The organism is Hujiaoplasma nucleasis, assembly GCF_013745115.1.
Taxonomy (GTDB): domain Bacteria; phylum Bacillota_I; class Bacilli_A; order Izemoplasmatales; family Hujiaoplasmataceae; genus Hujiaoplasma; species Hujiaoplasma nucleasis.
Map to the genome: position 1 here is coordinate 1,358,649 of NZ_CP051151.1, position 20,291 is coordinate 1,378,939.

Below are 20,291 nucleotides of genomic sequence, written 5' to 3' on the forward strand. Positions count from 1 at the left end.
TATGGATAAAATTTGTAAATACGGAACACATAGAGTTATATATCCTTTAGGTGTATTGCCGCAATCAGCGGATAAATTAAATAATAATATGATTTGTATGGATAATGAAATATTAATCGATGTTAAAACCTTAAATATAGATTCAGCTTCATTTACACAAATCAAGAATGCTTGTGAAAATGACAAAGAAAAAATGGCTGAAATGATTTTAGATATTGTAAATACTAGAGGGAAAATGCAAAATCCAGTTACTGGTAGTGGCGGAATGTTATTAGGAAGGGTAAAAGAAGTTGGTAAAGATATACAAAAAGACGTATCAGTTGGTGATGATATAGCTTCTTTAGTGTCTCTATCATTAACCCCTTTAAAAATAAAAAAGATTCATGCCATTCATTTACATAAAGACCAAGTCGATATAGAAGGCCAAGCCATTCTTTTTGAAACAGGCATATTTGCAAAAATACCTAGCGATATACCTCCGCATATTGCTTTAGCGGCTTTAGATGTTGCTGGTGCACCTGCCCAAGTTAAGAACTTGGTTAAAACAGATGATACTGTAGTGATTTTAGGGGCTGCAGGAAAATCTGGTGTTTTATGTGCTTACCAAGCCAGAAAAAGCGCTGGACCTAATGGAAAAGTTATTGGTATCATTCATCATGATACCCATCAAAAAGAGTTAGAAGCATTGAATATTTGTGATCATATTGTTATTGGTGATGCAAAAAGACCTATGGAAATATATGATATCGTTATGAACTTAACCAATAATGAAGGATCTGATGTAACGATTAATGTTGTTAATGTTCCGAACACAGAAATGGCAACTATATTACCAACCAAAGCTTCGGGAACAGTATATTTCTTCTCTATGGCTACGTCATTTACTAAAGCGGCTTTAGGAGCTGAAGGTATTGCGGCTGAAGCCTTAATGATTATTGGTAATGGATACACTAAAAACCATGATCAAATTACTTTAGATATCTTAAGAGAATCTAAGGCAATGTATCAATTATTTGAGAAACGTTACGGAAAGGAAAATCAATGAAAAAAATTACAAACGATTCATACTTAGATAGAAAAGCCAAGTATTTTCCTAATGTAAGTGATAAAGATTGGAAGGATTGGCATTGGCAAGTTAGAAATAGAATTCAATCCATAGAAGAGTTAGAAAAATATGTGACTTTAAACGAAGATGAAAAACTTCATATTCATGAAGTTTTAAAGAAATTTAGAATGGCAATCACCCCTTATTATTTTGCTTTAGCAGATATTAATAATCCTGATTGCCCTATTAGAAAGCAAGCTATCCCTTCGTTAAATGAAGTACATGTCGGAAAAAATGATATGGTAGATCCTTTAGCTGAAGATACAGATTCGCCTGTAGAAGGCTTAACACATCGCTACCCTGATCGCGTTTTGTTTTTAATTACAGATATGTGTTCTATGTATTGTAGACATTGCACTCGAAGAAGATTCGCTGGACAATCAGATCAAAGAATGCCTAAAGAAAGAATTGATAAAGCTATAGAGTATATTCGTCAAAATAAAGAAGTTCGCGACGTCTTATTATCAGGTGGAGATGCTTTGTTGGTAAGTGACTCTTTATTAGAAGATATTATTAAAAGATTAAGAGAAATCGACCATGTTGAGATTATTCGCTTAGGGACTAGGACACCTGTAGTTCTTCCGCAAAGAATTACAGAGGATTTTGTAAATATGTTAAAGAAATACCATCCAATATGGTTGAATACACATTTTAATCATTATGATGAAATCACTATTGAAAGCAAAGAAGCCATTGAACGTTTAGCCAATGCTGGTATACCTTTAGGAAATCAGTCAGTTTTATTGAAAGGTATTAATGATTCTGTAGATATTATGAAAACTTTAGTTCAACGTTTAGTAATGATGAGGGTCAGACCATATTATATCTACCAATGTGATTTATCTTTGGGTATTGAACATTTTAGAACTCCAGTATCTAAGGGTATTGAAATTATTGAAGGTTTAAGAGGTCATACATCAGGATTCGCTGTGCCTACTTTTGTTGTGGATGCACCAGGTGGTGGTGGAAAAATTCCTGTCATGCCTAATTATGTGATTTCTCAAGGGCCAGGCAAGATTGTATTAAGAAATTATGAAGGTGTGATTTCAACTTATTCTGAACCAACAAGTGAATATATAAATCGTGATGCATATAAGTCTGTAGAAGGTGTTTCATCTTTACTTGCTGGCAAACAAATATCATTAGAACCAAAAGAATTGAAAAGGAAGAAAAGAACATTAAAAGAATCATAGAATTACTTGGGGATTTTCAAGTAATTAGTATTGTGGGAAATGCTAAAAATGCGGGTAAAACAACGGTTTTAAATTCTATTGTTTCACATAGCCAAAAACCTTTAATTATTACTTCTATTGGTTTAGATGGAGAGGCAATAGATCAGGTTACATTTTTAGAAAAACCACAAATAGATGTAAGAATAAATGATATTGTTGTTAGTGCTAAAGACACTTTAAAAGCTTTTGAAGCTTCTTATGAAATTATTGAAGAAACACAGATGTTTACAGCCGTTGGACCCATAGTAATATGCAAAATTACAAAGCCAGGAAAAGTATTGGTTGCTGGTCCTTCATTGGTTGATGATATGCAGGTTTTGGTTGATAGATTAATGGATCAATATGACCATAGAATCTTAATTGATGGTGCTTTTTTTAGGCAAAGTTTTGCAAAAGTATCTGATGCAAGTATTTTTGTGGTAGGCGCAAATGATTCAGTAGATATGGAACTAACCATAGACCATGCATATTATGCCTATAAAAAATTAGTTTTATCAAAAATTAAAAAAGAATATCACGTCTTTAATCATGTTGAAAATATAGCTGTTTTAGAACACAATCACATAAAAGTATTAAATTATGATTCAATCTTAGGTAATGTTGATCGCTTATTTAATGAAATTAACGACAATACAAAAGCTGTATATTTTCCTAAAACATTAACTGATGAATTTGTCTCTAAATGGACATCTACCTATCATAAACTTAATTTTGATATTGTTGTAAAATCTGGTGTTCATATACAATTGAATCAAACGAATTTAAAAAATATTTTTAAAATGGATCACGATATATTTGTAATTAATCCTATAGAAGTATGTGGTGTATGTATCAATCCGTATTCACCAAGAGGATATACATATGATCCTATTGAATTTAAAAAAGTTCTATCAAAAAAATTAAAACGTGATGTGATTAACGTAAAAGAGGATGATGCAAGTGAATAAGTTAAAATTAAATCAAAATATTATTGATTCTAGTAGAAAGTATGCTGGCCTAATCGCGAAGGATGTCCAATCTTATATAGATTTACATTCTACTGTATCCGTTGAAAGAACAGTATTAAGATTGTTGGGTGTTGATGGGGTTGATTTATATGACGTTCCATTAATGAATAGAATGGTAGATGAAGTAAAAGAGAATGCTGATATATCAAAGGGAATATCTGTTTATATTGCTTCTGCTTTAAAAAGTACTAACATGACTTTAAATGATTTTTGCCAGGCATATTTAGATAATTCTGTTTCTTTAGTTGGACATAATTTATTAAGTAAAGATGAAACCCATCAAGTCTTAAAGCCCTATTATGAAAATACATTAAATAGAATTAAGAAAAACCGACAACTTAGAGAAGAATTAATCAACAATTACGGGGAAGAAAAGACCTTATTGTATGTTATTGTTGCGACAGGAAATATTGATGAAGATGTTGTTCAAGCTCAAGCAGCTGCTAGAGCTGGAGCTGATATCGTTGCGGTTATTCGTTCAACCGGTCAATCATTACTTGATTATGTGCCTTATGGAAAAACCACTGAAGGTTTTGGTGGAACTTATGCAACTCAAGAGAATTTTAGAATTATGAGAAAGGCTCTTGATGAGGTCGGCCAAGAAGAAAATAGGTATATTCGTTTGGTAAATTATGCATCTGGATTATGTATGCCTGAAATTGCGGCTATGGGTGCTTTAGAACGATTAGATGTTTTATTGAATGATTCTATGTATGGCATTATTTTTAGGGATATTAATATGAAAAGAACCTTTGTTGACCAATATTTCTCGAGAATGATTAATGCATATTCAGGAATTATCATCAATACAGGTGAGGATAATTATTTAACGACCAGTGATGCAGTTGAAGAAGCTCATACAGTTACAGCTTCTCAATTTATTAATGAAGCTTTTGCTATAGAGGCTCATTTACCTGAGAAGTTGATGGGTTTAGGACATGCATTTGAAATTAATCCACAAGTGGAAAATTCTTTTTTACTCGAGATTGCTCACGCTGAATTAGCTAGAGAATTATTTCCAAAAGCGCCTTTAAAATATATGCCACCTACCAAGCATATCAATGGTAATATTTTTAGGGCTTACCAACAAAATGCTATGTTTAACATGGTGACTACATTAACAGAACAAAAAATACATTTATTAGGTATGATGACAGAAGCTATACATACGCCTTTTATTTCAGATAGATATTTGGCAATTAAGAATGCTCAAATGGTTCAAGAATCTATGAAATCATTGGCTGATGAAATTGTATATAAAGAAGATGGGATGATTCAAAAAAGAGCCCATGAGGTTTTAGATAAAGCCAATAAGTTATTAAAAGAAATTTCTGAAGAAGGCATGTTTAATTCCTTGGCCAAGGGCGTTTTTGCCCAAACAAAAAGAACGGAAAAGGGTGGAAAAGGATTAGATGGTGTCTTTAAAAAATCTAATGATTACATCAATGTAATACAAGATCAATTGGAGGTGTTTTTCAATGAAAATTAAACCTTATGGAGATACATTGAATGATGGTTCAATTCAAATGAGTTTCACACTTCCTATGTCCTTATCTGCCAAGGCTGTTCAAACTGCCAAGGAGATTGGTAAGCAAATGAATTTGGTTGATCCTTCTGTGGTACATGCTGAAAGTGTTGGTGATAATTTTTCCTTTTTTATCGTCTACGGTCAAACAAAAGCAATTGTTGATATAGATAAAATAAAGGTTGTAGAAATCCAAAAAACTGAGCATTCAAAGTCGGATATAGAGAAACTAATAAAAGATAATTTTGATGAAGAAATAGTTATTATCGGAGCTTCTACTGGAACAGATGCCCATACCGTTGGAATAGATGCTATAATGAATATGAAAGGTTTTGATGGTCATTATGGTTTGGAAAGATATGCTGGGATAAGGGCTATCAATTTAGGTTCGCAAGTGACCAATGAAGATTTTGTTAAAATCGCTCGACAAGAAAAAGCAAAAGTTTTATTGGTGTCACAAACGGTGACTCAAAAAGACGTGCATTTAAAGAATTTAATTGAACTTGTTGAACTCTTAGAATCTGAAGGTATGAGAAAAGATGTTTTACTAATCGCTGGAGGTGCAAGAATTACTCATGAACTTGCAAAAGAATTAGGTTATGATGCGGGTTTTGGACCGGGTTCTTATGCGGAAGATGTCGCAAGTTTTGCAGTAACTGAACTTATCAAAAGGAGAGGGTAAAATGGCTGTCACTAGATTAGAACAAATTTCTACAAAAAAAGGTGATTCTGGAAAATCAAAGAATTATAATGATGATGCTTTTAGTAAAGACGACCCTTTGTTTGAAACTTTAGGTACCATTGATGAACTAAGTTCGTTTTTAGGTTTAACTTATCATGAGGCTAAATTACCTATTATTAAAACTGTTCAAGAAAACCTACAAACCATTAATTCAATGATTGCGACCAATCCAAGATCTGATTTATATCAAAGAATTAAATATATCACTGATATGGATATTGAATTCATTGAGGACCATATCCAAGCAACATTAAATTCTTACCCATCAAATGATACTTTTTACTTACCTGGAACTGAAAAAACGAAAGTAGGAGCTTATTTTGATGTCTGTAGGACCATTGCTAGAAGAGCGGAAAGAAGATTAATTACTTTTGTGAAAAGTCACCGAAGAAAAGATTTGTCATATGCTCAAAAATATATTAATAGATTAAGCGATTTATTATTTGTCTTGAGTTTAAAAGATAGTGAATTTTAGTAATTTTATCTTTAAATCTCATATGTTATATGATATAATGTTTTACGTTATAAAAACGCTTACATAAGAGGAGATAATTTTGAAAACAATCGTAATAGGCGTCATTGGCGCCGATGTACATGCTGTGGGAAACAAAATCATTGAATATACCCTTGTTAACTCAGGGTATAATGTTGTAAACATTGGGGTGCTTTCATCTCAAGAGGATTTTATTAATGCTGCTATTGAAACTGATGCTGACTTAATTATGGTTTCTTCTTTATACGGCCATGGTGAGATTGACTGTAGGGGAATGAGAGAAAAATGTATTGAGTCTGGAATCGAAGACATATTATTATATGTTGGCGGTAATATTGTTGTTGGTAAACAAGACTTTGATGAAGTAAAAGAAAGATTTAATGAAATGGGATTTAATAGGGTATATCCTCCAGGTACATCTATTGATGAAGCCTTAGAGGACATTAAAGAAGATTTGGGAGAGTAAAGATGTCAAACTATTTATTAGTAGACTTTGGATCAACCTTTACAAAATTATGCGCTGTTGATATTGATAATGAAAAGATTATTGGAACTTCAGCACATTACACTACAGTCTTAGAAGATATCTCTATTGGTTATCATAATGCATTAAATCTTTTGTATGATAAGTTAGGAAAAAAAATAGAATTTGAACAAGTTATTGCTTGTTCTTCTGCAGCTGGCGGCCTAAAAATGGCCGCTATTGGTCTTGTTGAAGAATTAACAGTAGAAGCTGCCAAACGTGTTTGTTTAGGGGCTGGTGCTAAAGTAGATTTGGTTTTTTCACATCATTTAACAAGAAGTGATATTAAAAAAATAAAGGAAGACAATATTGATATTATTCTTCTATCAGGTGGAGCCGATGGTGGAAATCGAGAGAATGTTATTTATAATGCTCAACTCTTAGGTGAAGCGGGTGTAGATATCCCTATTATTTATGCAGGGAATAAATCGGCCGAAGATAATATCATAGATATATTTGATAAATACCATTTAGATGGTTATATTTGTGACAATGTCATGCCTAAAATCAATAAATTAAACCCTAAATGTGCTAGAAATAAAATTAGAGAATTATTCTTAAAGAAAATTATTGAAGCCAAGGGTATTAAAAAAATTGAATCAGATATTGATAAAGTCATTTTGCCAACACCTAATGCTGTATTGCAGGCAGCTGAATTATTATCTGAAGGTTATCTTGAAGAAAAAGGTCTAGGAGATCTTGTTTTAGTTGATATCGGTGGTGCGACAACGGATTTATATTCGATGTGTTTTGCGACCAATCGTTCAGATGTCGTTTTACACGGCCTTGAAGAACCTTATGCTAAAAGAACTGTAGAAGGTGATTTAGGTATGAGATATTCTGCACCAGGCATCGTAAAAAGTTTATCTCAAAGAGAAATTGAATTTATCAATAGAGAAAAAAAGATTGATATAATTAAGGAAGTTAATGAAAGATATCAAAATGTCCATAAATTACCTCATGATGAAAGAGATGCTTTTATCGATCAATTTTTAGCTGAAATGTGTGCATATAGAGCCATGCATAGACATGTTGGAAAGATTCATGAAGTGATGACACCTATGGGTAAAGTATTTAACCAAACAGGAAAAGATTTAACCAATGTATCTTACTTAATTGGTACGGGTGGAGTTATTATCAATTCATTAAATCAAAAAGATATCTTGAGACAAATGACCAATATTTTAAATGATTCAAGTCAATTAAGACCAGAACATCCTGAATATTTGGTTGATCAACAATATATATTGGCACCTATGGGACTGTTATCTCAAACACACCCTAAATTAGCTTTGAAATTAATGAAAGAGAACCTTAAGGAGTTAAGATAATCTATGAAACTAAAAAATAAGAAAATTGATTTAAAAGATTTTTTTAAAGAAAGAGAAGAAGTCTTACAAAGTTGGAAAACTGGATCAGATTTTGAACTTGATTTAGAAGAAGCTGTTAAGTATTTAAAAGGTGTTCCTAGTTATAAAAATTTTGCCTTTGTTTTAAATAAAGCGAAAGAACATGGAGAAACCTTAATACAACCAAGAGCTGGTGTTCCAGAACTTGGAGAACATATCAAATTGTTACAGTATTTGGAAAAATCAGGTGCTGATTTTTTACCGAGCACGATTGATTCTTATACTAGACAAAATCGTTATATTGAAGCTGAAAAAGGTTTGGATGAATCTGTTGTTAAACATCGAGCTTTATTAAATGGGTTCCCAGCTGTTAATCATGGCGTTAAATCTTGTAAACAAGTATTAGAATCAGTAAATGTACCTATTGAAGCTAGACATGGTACACCAGATGCTAGATTATTATCAGAAATTATCCATGCTTCTGGCTGGACATCTAATGAAGGCGGAGGAATTTCCTATAACATTCCTTATGCAAAATCAATTCCTTTAGAAGTATCCATTAGAAATTGGCAATATTGTGACCGTTTGGTTGGTTATTATGAAGAACAAGGAATAAAAATCAATAGAGAACCTTTTGGTCCACTAACAGGGACTTTAGTCCCTCCTTGTATCTCAAATACGGTTATGATTATTGAGGCTTTACTTGCGGCTGAACAAGGTGTGAAGAATATTACTGTTGGTTATGGTATGGGCGGTAATTTAATTCAAGATGTAGCTGCTGTTAATACCTTATATTATCAAACCAAAGAATATTTAGATAAATATGGCTATAAAGACATGGAAATATCTACTGTATTTCATCAATGGATGGGTGGGTTCCCTGCAGATGAAGCTGAAGCTATGGCTTTGATTTCATATAGTTCAACAGTAGCTGCTTTATCTAAAGCGACAAAATTGATTACTAAATCTCCTCATGAATCTATGGGTATTCCAACTATGGAAGCTAATGGTTTAGGGGTGAAAGCATCAAAGTTTATCGTAAAAATGTTAAAAGACCAAAAAATAACGCGTTCAGCTGATCTTGATGATGAAATGGAATTAATAAGAAGAGAAGTTGATTGTTTGATGGATGCTGTTTACAAAGTAGGTGAAGGTGACCTAGCTGTAGGAACAGTAAGAGCCTTTGAACAAGGTTTATTAGATATTCCGTTTGCTCCTAGTCAATACAATGCTGGTAAGATTTTCCCAGCTAGGGATAATGATGGGCGTATTCGAATCTTAGAATTTGGTTCTTTAGCCATGAGTCAAGATATTAAAGATTTCCATTATGAAAAAATAAAAGCAAGAGCTGATTCAGAAAATAGAAAAATTTCTTTCCAATTAACGGTAGATGATGTATATTCTGTCAGTAAAGGTGCTTTAATAGGAAGGCCACTCAAGTGAAAATAAAAGACGTTATATTATCGAAAGCATACACCGGTTTTTTCTTTGATGATCAAAAGGCTATAAAAGCTGGTGCTAAAAAGGATGGTTTATTTTATGTAGGTCAACCTTTGATTGATGGTTTTAAATCCATTAGACAAAAAGGCGAAGCTATATCAATTCAATTGGTTTTAGAAAATGGTGATACAGGTATTGGTGAATGTGCTGCAGTTCAATATTCTGGAACTGGTGGACGTGATCCATTATTTTTAGCCGATGATTATATTCCTTTTATTGAAGAACATATTACACCTTTGTTAATAGGACAAGAATTAAGTGATTTTAAAAGTATGGCTGAAAAATATGATCGTTTAAAAATTAATGGTCAAAGACTTCATACTGCCATTCGTTATGGATTAACACAAGCAATTTTATCAGCGATTTCTGTATGGAAAAAATCAACCATGGCAGAGATTGTTAGAGAATCATATCATATTAATGATGAAGTTTATCAAGCTGTTCCTATCTTCACCCAATCAGGTGATGAGAGATATGATGGGGTTGATAAAATGATATTAAAAGAAGCAGATGTAATTCCTCATGGCTTAATTAATAATATAGATGAAAAACTTGGAAGACAAGGTGAACTATTAAAAAATTATGTTGAATGGATGAGAAATAGAGTCTTAAAATATCGTGCAAGAGAAGATTACTTACCAGTGATTCATGTGGATGTTTATGGTACTATTGGTATTGCATTTAATAATGATTTAGAAAGAATTGTTGAATACTTAATTGATTTAGAAGAAACTGCTAAACCATTAAAAATAAGGGTTGAAGGACCTATTGATGATGGTAGTAAAGAAGGAACCATAAACTATTTAGCTAAGATAACTCAAATGTTAGATGAAAGAGAATCTAAATTAGAAATTGTCGCAGATGAATGGTGTAATACTTTAGAAGATATCAAAGATTTTGCAGATGCAAAAGCGGGTCACATGCTACAAATTAAAACACCTGACTTAGGTGGAATTAATAACATTTGTGAAGCTATTATTTATTGTAATAAAGTAGGTATTGGTTCTTATTCTGGTGGTACTTGTAATGAAACAAATATTTCTTCACAAATCACAACCAATATAGCTATAGCTTGTAAGGCTGATCAAATGCTAGCAAAACCTGGCATGGGTGTTGACGAAGGATATATGATTGTTAAAAATGAAATGAATCGAGTTCTTGCTAAAGCAAATCGGAAGAAGGGTTAATATGATTTATCAAGCTGGTTCGAAAGAATCAAATGATTGTCTTGTAACCATTAAAAAAAGTGATAAAACAAAGATCCACATTGACAGTATTGTGGGTCATTTGTTCTATGACCAAATATTAAAAACAGTTGAAGATACTTTAAGAGAAGAAAAAGTAGAGAATATTGAGGTCACTATAGAAGACTTAGGGGCTTTGGATTATACTATTAGAGCTAGGTTAATTGTAGCTATAAGAAGGATGAGAAAAGATGTTTAGATCATTGTTATTTATTCCAGGTAATAACCCATCAATGTTGCAAAATGCTGATATTTTTATGAGTGACGGCATTATTTTTGATTTAGAAGATGCTGTTTCTGTTAGTGAAAAAGATAATGCAAGAAACCTAGTTGAAACCTATTTACTAACAACTAAATCTTTACCTAAACAAATTGTTTTAAGAGTTAATCCTGTTAACACCGAATATATTCAAGATGATTTAAAACTCTTGTTATCAAAAAAAATAGATTATATTTTATTACCTAAGTCAAATATGATTTCTTTATTTGTCTTAGATAAATTGTTATCTAATTTTGAGAAAAAATATGAATTAAAGCAAACAAAAGTGATTTGTTTAATTGAAGAAACAAAGGCTGTTTTAGAAGTCAATGAACTTGCTAAACACTCTAGAGTAGAGGCTTTATTGTTAGGAGCAGAGGATTTAACCAATGAGTTAGAAATTGAAAGAAGTATCAAAGGTGATGAAATTCAATTTGCAAGATCACAGGTGATCTATGCAGCAATAGCTAATAAAATCATTCCGATCGATACGCCTTTCACAGATATCTCAGATACAGAAGGCTTAGAATGGGATTGTCAAAATGCCCAAAGTTTAGGTATGAAAGCTAAGACTGCAATTCATCCAAATCAATTAGAAAAGATTAATGAAATCTTTTCTCCAAGCACTAAAATGATTGAATGGGCCAAAGGTGTTGTTGACTTAGCTGAAAAGTCAGGCAAAGGGGTTTTTCAATTTAAAGGAAAAATGGTTGATAAACCGGTTATTGATAAGGCTTATAAAATATTAGAAAAAGCAAAATTCTTCGATTTATTGTAGGTGATATGATGCTTAATGGTGTTAATAGAGAGATACCTGATGATTTAAAAGTATTTGTTAGTTCAAGTGATTATAAAAATCATTCAAGAAAATTAATAGAAAAAAAGCAAAAACATTCAAAGGTTCAATTTTTTGATTCTTATGAACATGTTTTTGATTTTTTTAATATTTCTAATGGTTCTACTTTATCCTTTCATCATCATTTGAGGAATGGTGATAAAGTATTACAAAATGTCTCAAAAGTAGTCAAAGAAAGAGATTTAAAGAATTTACATTATGCGCCATCATCGATTTTTCCATCCTATACAGAAATGGTTGATTTAATTATAAATAAAAACATTACCAATATTCATACTAATTATTTAAATGGTGATGTTGCTAAAATCATTAGTCAAGGTTATTTAGATGGGCAAATTATTATGAACACTCATGGGGGAAGGGCAAGGCTCATTGAAAGTGGTGATTTAATAATAGATGTGGCTTTTATTGCTTGTCCAACAGTTGATAAAAGAGGCAATGGATATGGCGCAATAGGGCCAAATGCTTGTGGAACTCTTGGTTATATAATTCCTGACTTAGAGTATGCAAAAAAGGTTGTTTTAGTAACAGATAATCTTGTTGATTCTTTAGAAACATTTCAATTAGATGGGTCTTATGTAGATGGTGTTTTAGTGGTAGATTCTATTGGCGATGCTGGTGGGATCGTTTCAGGGACAACACAAATCACCAAAGATCCTATAGGTTTAAAAATAGCTAAAGATACTTCTATTTTGTTAGATAAACTTAATTTGATAAAAGATGGTTTTTCCATGCAAACAGGGGCTGGTAAGACTTCTTTGGCTGTTGTATCACAAGTAGAAAAAATAATGAGGGAAAAGAATATAAAAGGTTCTTTTGCTTCAGGTGGTATTACTAAGGCATATGTAGATATGCTAGAAGCTGGTTTGTTTGAAAATTTATATGATGTCCAATGTTTTGATCTAGAAGCTGTGAAGTCATTTAATAGAAATAAAAATCATTTGGCAATGTCATCTTCAAAATATGGTAATCCTTATGAAAAAGATATTATTGCTGATAAGTTAGATTTTGTTATCTTAGGGGCTACTGAAATAGATTTAAATTTTAATGTGAACGTAACTACAGATTCTATGGGATATATCATCGGAGGTTCGGGTGGTCATTCAGATATTGCTAAAGGCGCTGATGTAACCATCGTTATATCGCCTTTGGTTAAATCAAGAATTCCTATTGTTAGAGAAGAAGTCTTTACTGTAACTACTCCAGGTGAAGATGTTGATATATTTGTAACTGAACGTGGCATAGCTGTTAATCCAAAGAGAATAGATTTGTTAGAAAAATTAAAAGATTCTAAAATCAATATTTTGACTATGGAAGAATTATTAAATAAAACCTATGAAATGATTGGGGTTCCTTCAAAAGTAAAAAAAGGAGAAAAAATCATTGGCCATGTAGAATATAGAGATGGAACAGTGATTGATCTTTTAAGAAAAGTACATGATGACTATATCAGATAAAATATTAGAAGCTAGAGAACAAAGATACCTCCTTATTCAAGAAAAACTAAGGAATCATCAGACAATTGTGCTAGTTCGTGTCAATTTTCCTGGTAAAAATAAAAATCATTATCTAGCTAATTTAATTATTCATTCATTAAAAATAGATGATTTTGCATTTTCTTATACAAATAAAGAATTCATTCATTCTGAAGATGGTCCATATTATTTGATTACAAGTTCGGAAATAGCTGATGATCTTAAAATGAAGTTAATCTATTATGAAGAAACTTATGAATTGGGAAGATTTTTAGATATAGATGTTTATGGTCAAAATGGTTTGATATCAAGAAAGCATAAAAGAAAATGCTATTTGTGTGATGAATTAGCCCATGTTTGTGTTAGGGAGAAAAAACATTCATTAAATGAACTCGTCGATTTTATTGCTAAACAAACGATGAATTATTATATTAATGATTTGACTAGTATATTGAATGAAGCTATAGAAAAAGAGTTAATCCTAGATCCTAAATTTGGTTTGGTTACCATTCGAACAAAAGGATCACACGATGATATGGATTATCAACTCATGCGTAAAGCAAAAGAGGCTATTATTCCATATCTATTAGAGATATTTAAGAAAAGTCTTTTGATTAAGGACTTAGAACAAGAAATTTCTTTGTTTATTAAATTGGGTCAAGAAGCAGAAGCAGCAATGTTTAATGCCACAAAAGGCGTTAACGCTTATAAGGGTTTAATTTTTCATTTGTCTTTATTAATACTGACTTATGGGTATTATATTTCAAGGCAGACTGAAGATGATTTTTTTGCTTTGATTAAAATTGTAGCCAAATTGGTATTGAGCAGTAATCAGAAAAAATATGATACATTTGGTGAAATCGCCAATGAAAAATACGAGATTAAAGGTGCTAAGGGTGAAGCCTTATCAGGCTATATACATGTTCAAAATGTTTTAAGATCTTTTGCAAATATGTCACTCTTGGAGGTCTTGGTAAAATATATTATTGATATCGAAGATACAAATCTTTTAAAACGCGCTGGTGAATATGGTCAATATCTTGAAATTAAGAAATTATTTAAGAATTTAGATTTATCTAACTTTGATCAAGTTGAAACTTTATCAAATTATTGCATAGAAAATAAATGGTCTTTTGGTGGGTCTGCAGATTTGTTAATTGTGACAATTTTTGTGGATCATTTAATCAAAAAACATGAGAAAATCTATCTAAATCAGTAACATTATAAAATTTCTTTTTTTCATATAAATATCTCTTGACATAATGATTAATAAATAGTAAAATCTTTATGCGAGCGATTTTTGGAGGATTAGCTCAGCTGGGAGAGCATCTGCCTTACAAGCAGAGGGTCGGCGGTTCGAGCCCGTCATCCTCCACCATGCCGAAATAGCTCAATTGGTAGAGCAACTGACTTGTAATCAGTAGGTTGCGGGTTCAAGTCCTGCTTTCGGCACCATTTATACTGTAATGCGAAAGCATTTCTGGCGCACTGAAAGGTGCGCAATTTTTTTTTGTGAGGGTTGTTATGGCACAAACTATGGATAAAAAAACTGACTTAATATTAAATAAAAAGCCCATTTGGAAGGGTTTATTATACCTTTCATTTCCTGTCTTTTTAGTCAATATATTAAAAACATTACATGATATTGTTGATGGGATATTTTTAGGAAGAGTTTCTGGTACTTTTATTGATGCTAATAATGAAATTGCCTCAATTGCGACAGCTATGCAAAGTGCTGTTTCATTAACTTGGCCAATATTCTTTGTCTTTATTTCATTTGGTATGGGTTTGTCAGTTGCTGGTAATGCCTTGGTTGGTCAGTATGTTGGTAAAGGGGATTATGTTAATGCAAAGAAATTTGCTAATAACACCTTATTTATAGCTTTGTTCTTGGGTGTTGTTTTTAATATGATATCTTTTATTTTCGCGCCACAAATATTAGCTACAGTGGCAGATAATGATAGAGTGTATGGTTATGCCATTACATATCTTCGAATTAGGTCTTTTGAGTTGCCAGTCTTGTTTATGTCTTTTGCATTTCAAGCCATTAGAAGGGCAACTGGTGATACTGTGACCCCTGTTATTATTAGTGCAGCTGGTTTGTTATTAAATATGATTTTGACACCAATATTGGTTTTAGAATTAAATATGGGCGTTGCCGGAGCGGCTACTGCCACTGTGGTTGCACAAGTTGTTTTAATTCCTTGGATGGTCTATTATTTAATTAAACCTAAGACAGGTATTTCAGTTAAATTTAAAATTAATCAATTAAATAAAGTTGTCATTAAAGATATCTTTAATATAGGTATACCTGCTTCTTTAGGTCAATCGATTCAAGCCATTGGTTTTGTTGTATTGAATTTTACGATATTTTCATTAGGGCAAGAAGTTTCAGCGGCTTTCTATATTGGAAATAGAATCAATTCATTGGTTATGTTCCCAGTATCAGCCGTTTCAACTATAGTGGCTATATATATAGCTCAAAATGTTGGTGCAGGTAATGTTAGACGTGCCAAGGAAACTGTTAAACAAGGTATACTGCTTGGTGTGATTATGATGATTATTGGTGTAGCAATTATCTTGCCTTTTAGGGTGCCTATTGTTAAACTATTTAGTGAAGATGCTTTAGCTATTAAACATGCAGCGACTTATACTTTATATATAGGTATTGGTTTACCTTTAATGGCCTTGTTCCAAACATTCTTAAACACCTTCCAAGGTAGTGGAGAAACTAAATATTCATTTATATTGGCTATTGTAAGATTATGGATTTTTAGGTTACCATTTGTTATGTTGGCCATGTATGTCTTTGATTTAGGAGCCATAGGTATTTGGTATTCAATGTTGTTAAGTAATGTTTTAGCCGCAATACTTGGTACATATTTATATAGTAAAGTTAAATTTATACCAAAGACAAGGGAGGCAATTTAATGAGAAATTTGGTTTTTCCAGATTATGATCATTCTTTATTAAGTATTTCATCTTCAATTTTAAAACATTATGGTATTGATTTTGCTTACAAAAGTATTGATTTATTAGATCAAAGATTAAGTAAAAATCCTAAGAATGTGATCTTTATCTTGGTCGATGCTTTAGGCAGTGAAATTTTAAAGAAACATCATGAAAAAGCCAGTTTTTTAGTGAAACAACAAAAGGATGTTTTAACGACTGTTTTTCCTTCAACAACCACTTCAGCGACAACAACAGCTTTAACAGGTTTACCACCTATTAGAACTGCTTGGATTGGTTGGCAACAATTCATTAAAGAAGAAAAAGGACATGTTGTATTCTTCTTGAATTCTGATTATTATTATGAAACAAGAACTTATGATTATAATGTTTCTGATAAATATGTTAAAAATACTAAATTATATGAACTTATAGAATCAAAAAATAGTGATGTGTTCACACATGAAATTTTCCCTAAATTTAAACAAGAAGAGCATGATTCTTTTTCAAAGCAAGTAGGTACCTGTTTAAAACTTATCGAAGACGATCGAAAACACTTTATTTATATGTATTGGGACCAAGTGGATTCAAAATTGCATGATTTTGGTACTGAATCTAAAGAAGTAGATGATGAAATTTCTCAAGTTAATGATGCTGTTAAACATTTGTTTGAATCTGTTGGAGATGATACGCTTATTGTTTTAACAGCTGATCATGGCCAAATTGATATTGAACCTGTGACAATTAATAAGTACACAGATTTATTATCTATGCTTAAAGAAAAACCCGCCATAGAAGCAAGAGCGACTGCATTTTATGTAAATGAAGAGTTTATGGAAGACTTCCCTACTGTTTTTAATAAGCATTTTAAAGATAAATTCGTTTTGTATAAAAGTGAAGAATTAATAAAGATGGATTTATTTGGAGTAGGAGAGATCCACCCAAGATTTAAAGAGTATATTGGCGATTATTTTTCTATAGCTATTGATAAATATGCATTTCACTTATCAGATAAACCAGCTCATAAAGCAACACACGCTGGTTTAACTAAAGATGAAATGTTAATTCCATTGATTATGAATGACTCAAACTAGGCTATACAGCCTAGTTTGAGATTGTATTTTAAAAAAAATATAAGATTAAGAACATTTTATCTTGTATTTTTAAAATCCATTTGTTATAATGTAATAGCGTAAAAAACACGGAGGGGTAGCGAAGTGGCTAAACGCGGCAGACTGTAAATCTGCTCCCTACGGGTTCGGCGGTTCGAAACCGTCCCCCTCCACCATCTTTTAAATGATCAGCTTATGGCTGATTTTTTTTATGGAATCAAAGACAAGATTAAAAGAAATTAGAGAAAAAACAGGGATTCACAATGAGTAGTAGCAAGAAAAATAAACGTAGACTAATCTCAGATTTCAAGATATGAGAAAGGAATGTCAATGACTGATGATGATATAAAAAAAATTATAAGTTCACTCAAAGTGAGTGACTTTTTTTGATAGAATCATTTTTATAATAGAATATAGTTATTTTCAATTATGACTTCTATTCTTTTTTGTAACCTGTCCTCAAAATTTTTTTAATCAGCCCAAATTATCATGGAACTTTGTATTGAGTTACAAATATATTTGGAGATATCACACATATTATTGATTCAGCTGGTTCTTTAATGGTAGAATATCAGTATGATGCATATGGTAATACTATTTATGAATATGATTCGGGATTAGGCTTATCAGAGATTAATCCATATAGATATCGTGGATTTAGGTATGACAACGATATTGGTTTGTATTATTTACAATCAAGATATTATAATCCGGAAACAGGTCGATTTATTAATGCAGATGGTATAGTCCAATCAAGCGATACAATCCTTGGATTAAATATGTATTCATATGCAGAAAACAACCCTGTAATGAATATGGATCCTACAGGATATAATTGTGTTTATCAAGATGTGGATGGCGATGGAGATTTCTTTGATCAAGATGGTGGTCCATGTGGTGGTAGAGGCATGGGAACTTCACAGCATTTAAGTTCAGGTGGGGTATCAGCTTCTGTGAATGATGTCTATAGCACAGGTTATAATTCTGGTATGGGGAACATGATATCAAGTCATGGACCTACTAGTCATTGGATGAACGGGGTATATTCTTATGGGAATGAGTACCCTGTTGGGGAACCAGTTTTAAAGCCAGCTTCTAGTAACAATGCTAGGACAGAACCAAGTAATTTAATTGAAAAATTACATATGGAACAGGTAAAGAGAGATCCTTTTATTAAGTATAATGATATTGAAAAATTAGATATTGATTTGACAGATAATAGGTGGAGAGGCGTGAATGGTTGGAATAAATATCAGAGCGTTTTTAGTTCAGAAACAGGATATGTATCAGTAATACATTTTAATTATAATCATATAACTGATATGTATGGAGATTTTAAGTTCACAAGATAACTCATGTTTAAGGAGAATTTATTATGAAGGTTAGATGTATAAAAGTAATGAGTGACGTAGACAATGATTTAGTATTAGATACAAATGGTAAATTAACTAGGGTAAATTACTCAAACGAGATTGTTGTTGGACATACATATAATGTATATGCCATTTTAGATAGTGTTTGTAATAAAAAGTATTTGATTTATTCTGGTCAATTAATTCACTTTATACATTCGGAATGTTTTGAATTGATTGAATCAAAGATTCCTAATAATTGGATAGAGAAGGATTTAAGAATAAATAATAGAATGTATCATTTGATAGGATATGAGTTACTTGTAAATGATAGTGATCATTATGATAATCTTTTACTGAATGATTCTGAAGCTTTGATGAGATTTTTTAAAGAGAATAATTTATTTAAATAATAATTAATCTGCTAGATTCATATAGAAATTAGTTTTAAGCATTAATTTATTAATTGTTGATAGCAGAACTACAGAATCAAATATCACATTTACATGGGAAGGAAGAAGCTTAACTGGTTATTCAACTGATACTTCAAACATTAGTTTCACATATAATCAGTTTGATATAAGAAATTCTAAAACAGTGGATGGTGTTTTAACCAAATACTATTTAGATGGCTATAAAGTTTTACTTGAAAAAACAGGTTCAAACACGATAAGATACACATATGATATTGATGGTACTTTGATTTCATTTAACCATAATGGCACAGAGTATTATTATGTCACAAATATATTTGGAGATATCACACATATTATTGATTCAGCTGGTTCTTTAATGGTAGAATATCAGTATGATGCATATGGTAATACTATTTATGAGTATGATTCGGGATTAGGCTTATCAGAGATTAATCCCTATAGATATCGTGGATTTAGGTATGACAACGATATTGGTTTGTACTATTTACAATCAAGATATTATAATCCTGAAACAGGACGGTTTATTAATGCAGATGGTATAGTCCAATCAAGTGATACAATCCTTGGATTAAATATGTATTCATATGCAGAAAACAACCCTGTAATGAATATGGACCCTACAGGATATAATTGTGTTTATCAAGATGTGGACGGCGATGGAGATTTCTTTGATCAAGATGGTGGTCCATGTGGTGGTAGAGGCATGGGGACTTCACAGCATCTAATTTCGGGTGGGGCATCAGCTTCTGTGAATGATGTCTATAGCACAGGTTATAATTCTGGTATGGGGAACATGATATCAAGTCATGGACCTACTAGTCATTGGATGATAGGAAATATTGTTCATGGCAGTGTATCTCAAACTAATAGTAACTATGTTTTACATTTACCCGAAAATCCTAGTGATTATAATCCTGAAAATCTTGTTCGATTGGAAATAGATGGGAATAAGGGAAAAATAGTTAAATGGGGTAAAACTGTTTCGGGTAGATTTCAAAGTGTTTATGAATTTCATGAAGATCCAAAATTTGGAAATCATTACCATTATTTTTCCAATGGTGTGAAACAGTCATGGGCTATGGACCCATATGGGCATTTGTATCCAGGATACTATTACGTTGGGTGGTGAGA

19 protein-coding genes and 3 tRNA genes are annotated in these 20,291 nt (G+C 31.8%); all 22 read left to right on the plus strand.

The window, feature by feature from the left end:
- Nucleotide 1: 1 nt before the first annotated feature.
- The 22 genes from kdd to HF295_RS06650 all read left to right on the plus strand — a co-directional run bounded on the left by kdd (nt 2) and on the right by HF295_RS06650 (nt 20,289).
- Nucleotides 2-1,045 (plus strand): L-erythro-3,5-diaminohexanoate dehydrogenase, encoded by a 1,044-nt coding sequence (kdd, locus tag HF295_RS06545; RefSeq protein ID WP_312031373.1) that lies wholly within the window; start codon nt 2-4, stop codon nt 1,043-1,045.
- Nucleotides 1,042-2,298, plus strand: coding sequence for a lysine 2,3-aminomutase (gene kamA / locus HF295_RS06550; protein ID WP_312031374.1), 1,257 nt, complete (start codon nt 1,042-1,044; stop codon nt 2,296-2,298). The genes kdd and kamA overlap by 4 nt, the downstream gene beginning before the upstream one ends.
- A 32-nt stretch (nt 2,299-2,330) precedes the next feature.
- Entirely contained in the window at nt 2,331-3,284 is a 954-nt protein-coding gene (kamB, locus tag HF295_RS06555) for a lysine 5,6-aminomutase reactivase subunit KamB (RefSeq protein ID WP_312031375.1), read from the plus strand.
- The gene (gene kamD, locus HF295_RS06560) at nt 3,271-4,833 is read left to right on the plus strand and encodes a lysine 5,6-aminomutase subunit alpha (RefSeq protein ID WP_376739667.1); all 1,563 of its coding nucleotides are present in this window, start codon (nt 3,271-3,273) and stop codon (nt 4,831-4,833) included. Before kamB ends, kamD begins: the two co-directional genes overlap by 14 nt.
- The gene (gene kamE, locus HF295_RS06565; RefSeq protein ID WP_312031377.1) at nt 4,823-5,551 is read left to right on the plus strand and encodes a lysine 5,6-aminomutase subunit beta; all 729 of its coding nucleotides are present in this window, start codon (nt 4,823-4,825) and stop codon (nt 5,549-5,551) included. Before kamD ends, kamE begins: the two co-directional genes overlap by 11 nt.
- Nucleotide 5,552: 1 nt before the next feature.
- Nucleotides 5,553-6,086 carry a cob(I)yrinic acid a,c-diamide adenosyltransferase gene (locus tag HF295_RS06570; protein ID WP_312031378.1) on the plus strand — a complete coding sequence of 178 codons (534 nt, stop codon included), beginning with the start codon at nt 5,553-5,555 and terminating at the stop codon, nt 6,084-6,086.
- A gap of 76 nt (nt 6,087-6,162) precedes the next feature.
- Nucleotides 6,163-6,570: a methylaspartate mutase subunit S gene (gene glmS, locus HF295_RS06575; protein ID WP_376739691.1), complete on the plus strand. Its 408-nt coding sequence runs from the start codon at nt 6,163-6,165 to the stop codon at nt 6,568-6,570.
- A gap of 2 nt (nt 6,571-6,572) precedes the next feature.
- Nucleotides 6,573-7,958, plus strand: coding sequence for a methylaspartate mutase accessory protein GlmL (gene glmL, locus HF295_RS06580; RefSeq protein WP_312031380.1), 1,386 nt, complete (start codon nt 6,573-6,575; stop codon nt 7,956-7,958).
- Nucleotides 7,959-7,961: 3 nt separating this feature from the next.
- Nucleotides 7,962-9,419, plus strand: coding sequence for a methylaspartate mutase subunit E (locus HF295_RS06585; RefSeq protein WP_312031381.1), 1,458 nt, complete (start codon nt 7,962-7,964; stop codon nt 9,417-9,419).
- A complete protein-coding gene (locus HF295_RS06590) occupies nt 9,416-10,663 on the plus strand; it encodes a methylaspartate ammonia-lyase (protein ID WP_312031382.1) in 1,248 nt (415 codons plus the stop codon). The genes HF295_RS06585 and HF295_RS06590 overlap by 4 nt, the downstream gene beginning before the upstream one ends.
- 1 nt (nt 10,664) lies before the next feature.
- Nucleotides 10,665-10,919 carry a citrate lyase ACP gene (locus tag HF295_RS06595; RefSeq protein WP_312031383.1) on the plus strand — a complete coding sequence of 85 codons (255 nt, stop codon included), beginning with the start codon at nt 10,665-10,667 and terminating at the stop codon, nt 10,917-10,919.
- Nucleotides 10,912-11,757: an HpcH/HpaI aldolase/citrate lyase family protein gene (locus HF295_RS06600; RefSeq protein WP_312031384.1), complete on the plus strand. Its 846-nt coding sequence runs from the start codon at nt 10,912-10,914 to the stop codon at nt 11,755-11,757. The genes HF295_RS06595 and HF295_RS06600 overlap by 8 nt, the downstream gene beginning before the upstream one ends.
- An 8-nt stretch (nt 11,758-11,765) precedes the next feature.
- On the plus strand, nt 11,766-13,292 hold the full coding sequence (locus HF295_RS06605) for a citrate lyase subunit alpha (protein WP_312031385.1): 1,527 nt from the start codon (nt 11,766-11,768) through the stop codon (nt 13,290-13,292).
- Nucleotides 13,273-14,529 carry a triphosphoribosyl-dephospho-CoA synthase gene (locus HF295_RS06610; RefSeq protein WP_312031386.1) on the plus strand — a complete coding sequence of 419 codons (1,257 nt, stop codon included), beginning with the start codon at nt 13,273-13,275 and terminating at the stop codon, nt 14,527-14,529. The genes HF295_RS06605 and HF295_RS06610 overlap by 20 nt, the downstream gene beginning before the upstream one ends.
- 83 nt (nt 14,530-14,612) lie before the next feature.
- Nucleotides 14,613-14,688: transfer RNA gene (locus tag HF295_RS06615), tRNA-Val, on the plus strand.
- Nucleotide 14,689: 1 nt separating this feature from the next.
- Nucleotides 14,690-14,765: transfer RNA gene (locus tag HF295_RS06620), tRNA-Thr, on the plus strand.
- 69 nt (nt 14,766-14,834) lie between these two features.
- On the plus strand, nt 14,835-16,241 hold the full coding sequence (locus HF295_RS06625) for an MATE family efflux transporter (protein ID WP_312031387.1): 1,407 nt from the start codon (nt 14,835-14,837) through the stop codon (nt 16,239-16,241).
- Complete coding sequence (locus tag HF295_RS06630; RefSeq protein ID WP_312031388.1) at nt 16,241-17,353, plus strand: alkaline phosphatase family protein; 1,113 nt, start codon at nt 16,241-16,243, stop codon at nt 17,351-17,353. The genes HF295_RS06625 and HF295_RS06630 overlap by 1 nt, the downstream gene beginning before the upstream one ends.
- Nucleotides 17,354-17,462: 109 nt before the next feature.
- A tRNA-Tyr gene (locus tag HF295_RS06635) sits at nt 17,463-17,547 on the plus strand.
- A gap of 384 nt (nt 17,548-17,931) precedes the next feature.
- Nucleotides 17,932-18,723 carry an RHS repeat-associated core domain-containing protein gene (locus HF295_RS06640; RefSeq protein ID WP_312031389.1) on the plus strand — a complete coding sequence of 264 codons (792 nt, stop codon included), beginning with the start codon at nt 17,932-17,934 and terminating at the stop codon, nt 18,721-18,723.
- Nucleotides 18,724-18,746: 23 nt separating this feature from the next.
- Nucleotides 18,747-19,136, plus strand: a complete 390-nt coding sequence (locus HF295_RS06645) for a hypothetical protein (RefSeq protein WP_312031390.1) — start codon at nt 18,747-18,749, stop codon at nt 19,134-19,136.
- A gap of 184 nt (nt 19,137-19,320) precedes the next feature.
- Nucleotides 19,321-20,289 (plus strand): RHS repeat-associated core domain-containing protein, encoded by a 969-nt coding sequence (locus HF295_RS06650; protein WP_312031391.1) that lies wholly within the window; start codon nt 19,321-19,323, stop codon nt 20,287-20,289.
- Nucleotides 20,290-20,291 lie beyond the last annotated feature (2 nt).

What these genes read in the sequence shown, in the direction of transcription:
- kdd (WP_312031373.1), top strand. Translation starts at nt 2, where the DNA reads ATGGATAAAATTTGTAAATACGGAACACATAGAGTTATATATCCTTTA.
- kamA (WP_312031374.1), top strand. Translation starts at nt 1,042, where the DNA reads ATGAAAAAAATTACAAACGATTCATACTTAGATAGAAAAGCCAAGTAT.
- kamD (WP_376739667.1), top strand. Translation starts at nt 3,271, where the DNA reads ATGCAAGTGAATAAGTTAAAATTAAATCAAAATATTATTGATTCTAGT.
- kamE (WP_312031377.1), top strand. Translation starts at nt 4,823, where the DNA reads ATGAAAATTAAACCTTATGGAGATACATTGAATGATGGTTCAATTCAA.
- HF295_RS06570 (WP_312031378.1), top strand. Translation starts at nt 5,553, where the DNA reads ATGGCTGTCACTAGATTAGAACAAATTTCTACAAAAAAAGGTGATTCT.
- glmL (WP_312031380.1), top strand. Translation starts at nt 6,573, where the DNA reads ATGTCAAACTATTTATTAGTAGACTTTGGATCAACCTTTACAAAATTA.
- HF295_RS06585 (WP_312031381.1), top strand. Translation starts at nt 7,962, where the DNA reads ATGAAACTAAAAAATAAGAAAATTGATTTAAAAGATTTTTTTAAAGAA.
- HF295_RS06595 (WP_312031383.1), top strand. Translation starts at nt 10,665, where the DNA reads ATGATTTATCAAGCTGGTTCGAAAGAATCAAATGATTGTCTTGTAACC.
- HF295_RS06600 (WP_312031384.1), top strand. Translation starts at nt 10,912, where the DNA reads ATGTTTAGATCATTGTTATTTATTCCAGGTAATAACCCATCAATGTTG.
- HF295_RS06605 (WP_312031385.1), top strand. Translation starts at nt 11,766, where the DNA reads ATGCTTAATGGTGTTAATAGAGAGATACCTGATGATTTAAAAGTATTT.
- HF295_RS06610 (WP_312031386.1), top strand. Translation starts at nt 13,273, where the DNA reads ATGATGACTATATCAGATAAAATATTAGAAGCTAGAGAACAAAGATAC.
- HF295_RS06625 (WP_312031387.1), top strand. Translation starts at nt 14,835, where the DNA reads ATGGCACAAACTATGGATAAAAAAACTGACTTAATATTAAATAAAAAG.
- HF295_RS06630 (WP_312031388.1), top strand. Translation starts at nt 16,241, where the DNA reads ATGAGAAATTTGGTTTTTCCAGATTATGATCATTCTTTATTAAGTATT.
- HF295_RS06640 (WP_312031389.1), top strand. Translation starts at nt 17,932, where the DNA reads ATGGTAGAATATCAGTATGATGCATATGGTAATACTATTTATGAATAT.
- HF295_RS06645 (WP_312031390.1), top strand. Translation starts at nt 18,747, where the DNA reads ATGAAGGTTAGATGTATAAAAGTAATGAGTGACGTAGACAATGATTTA.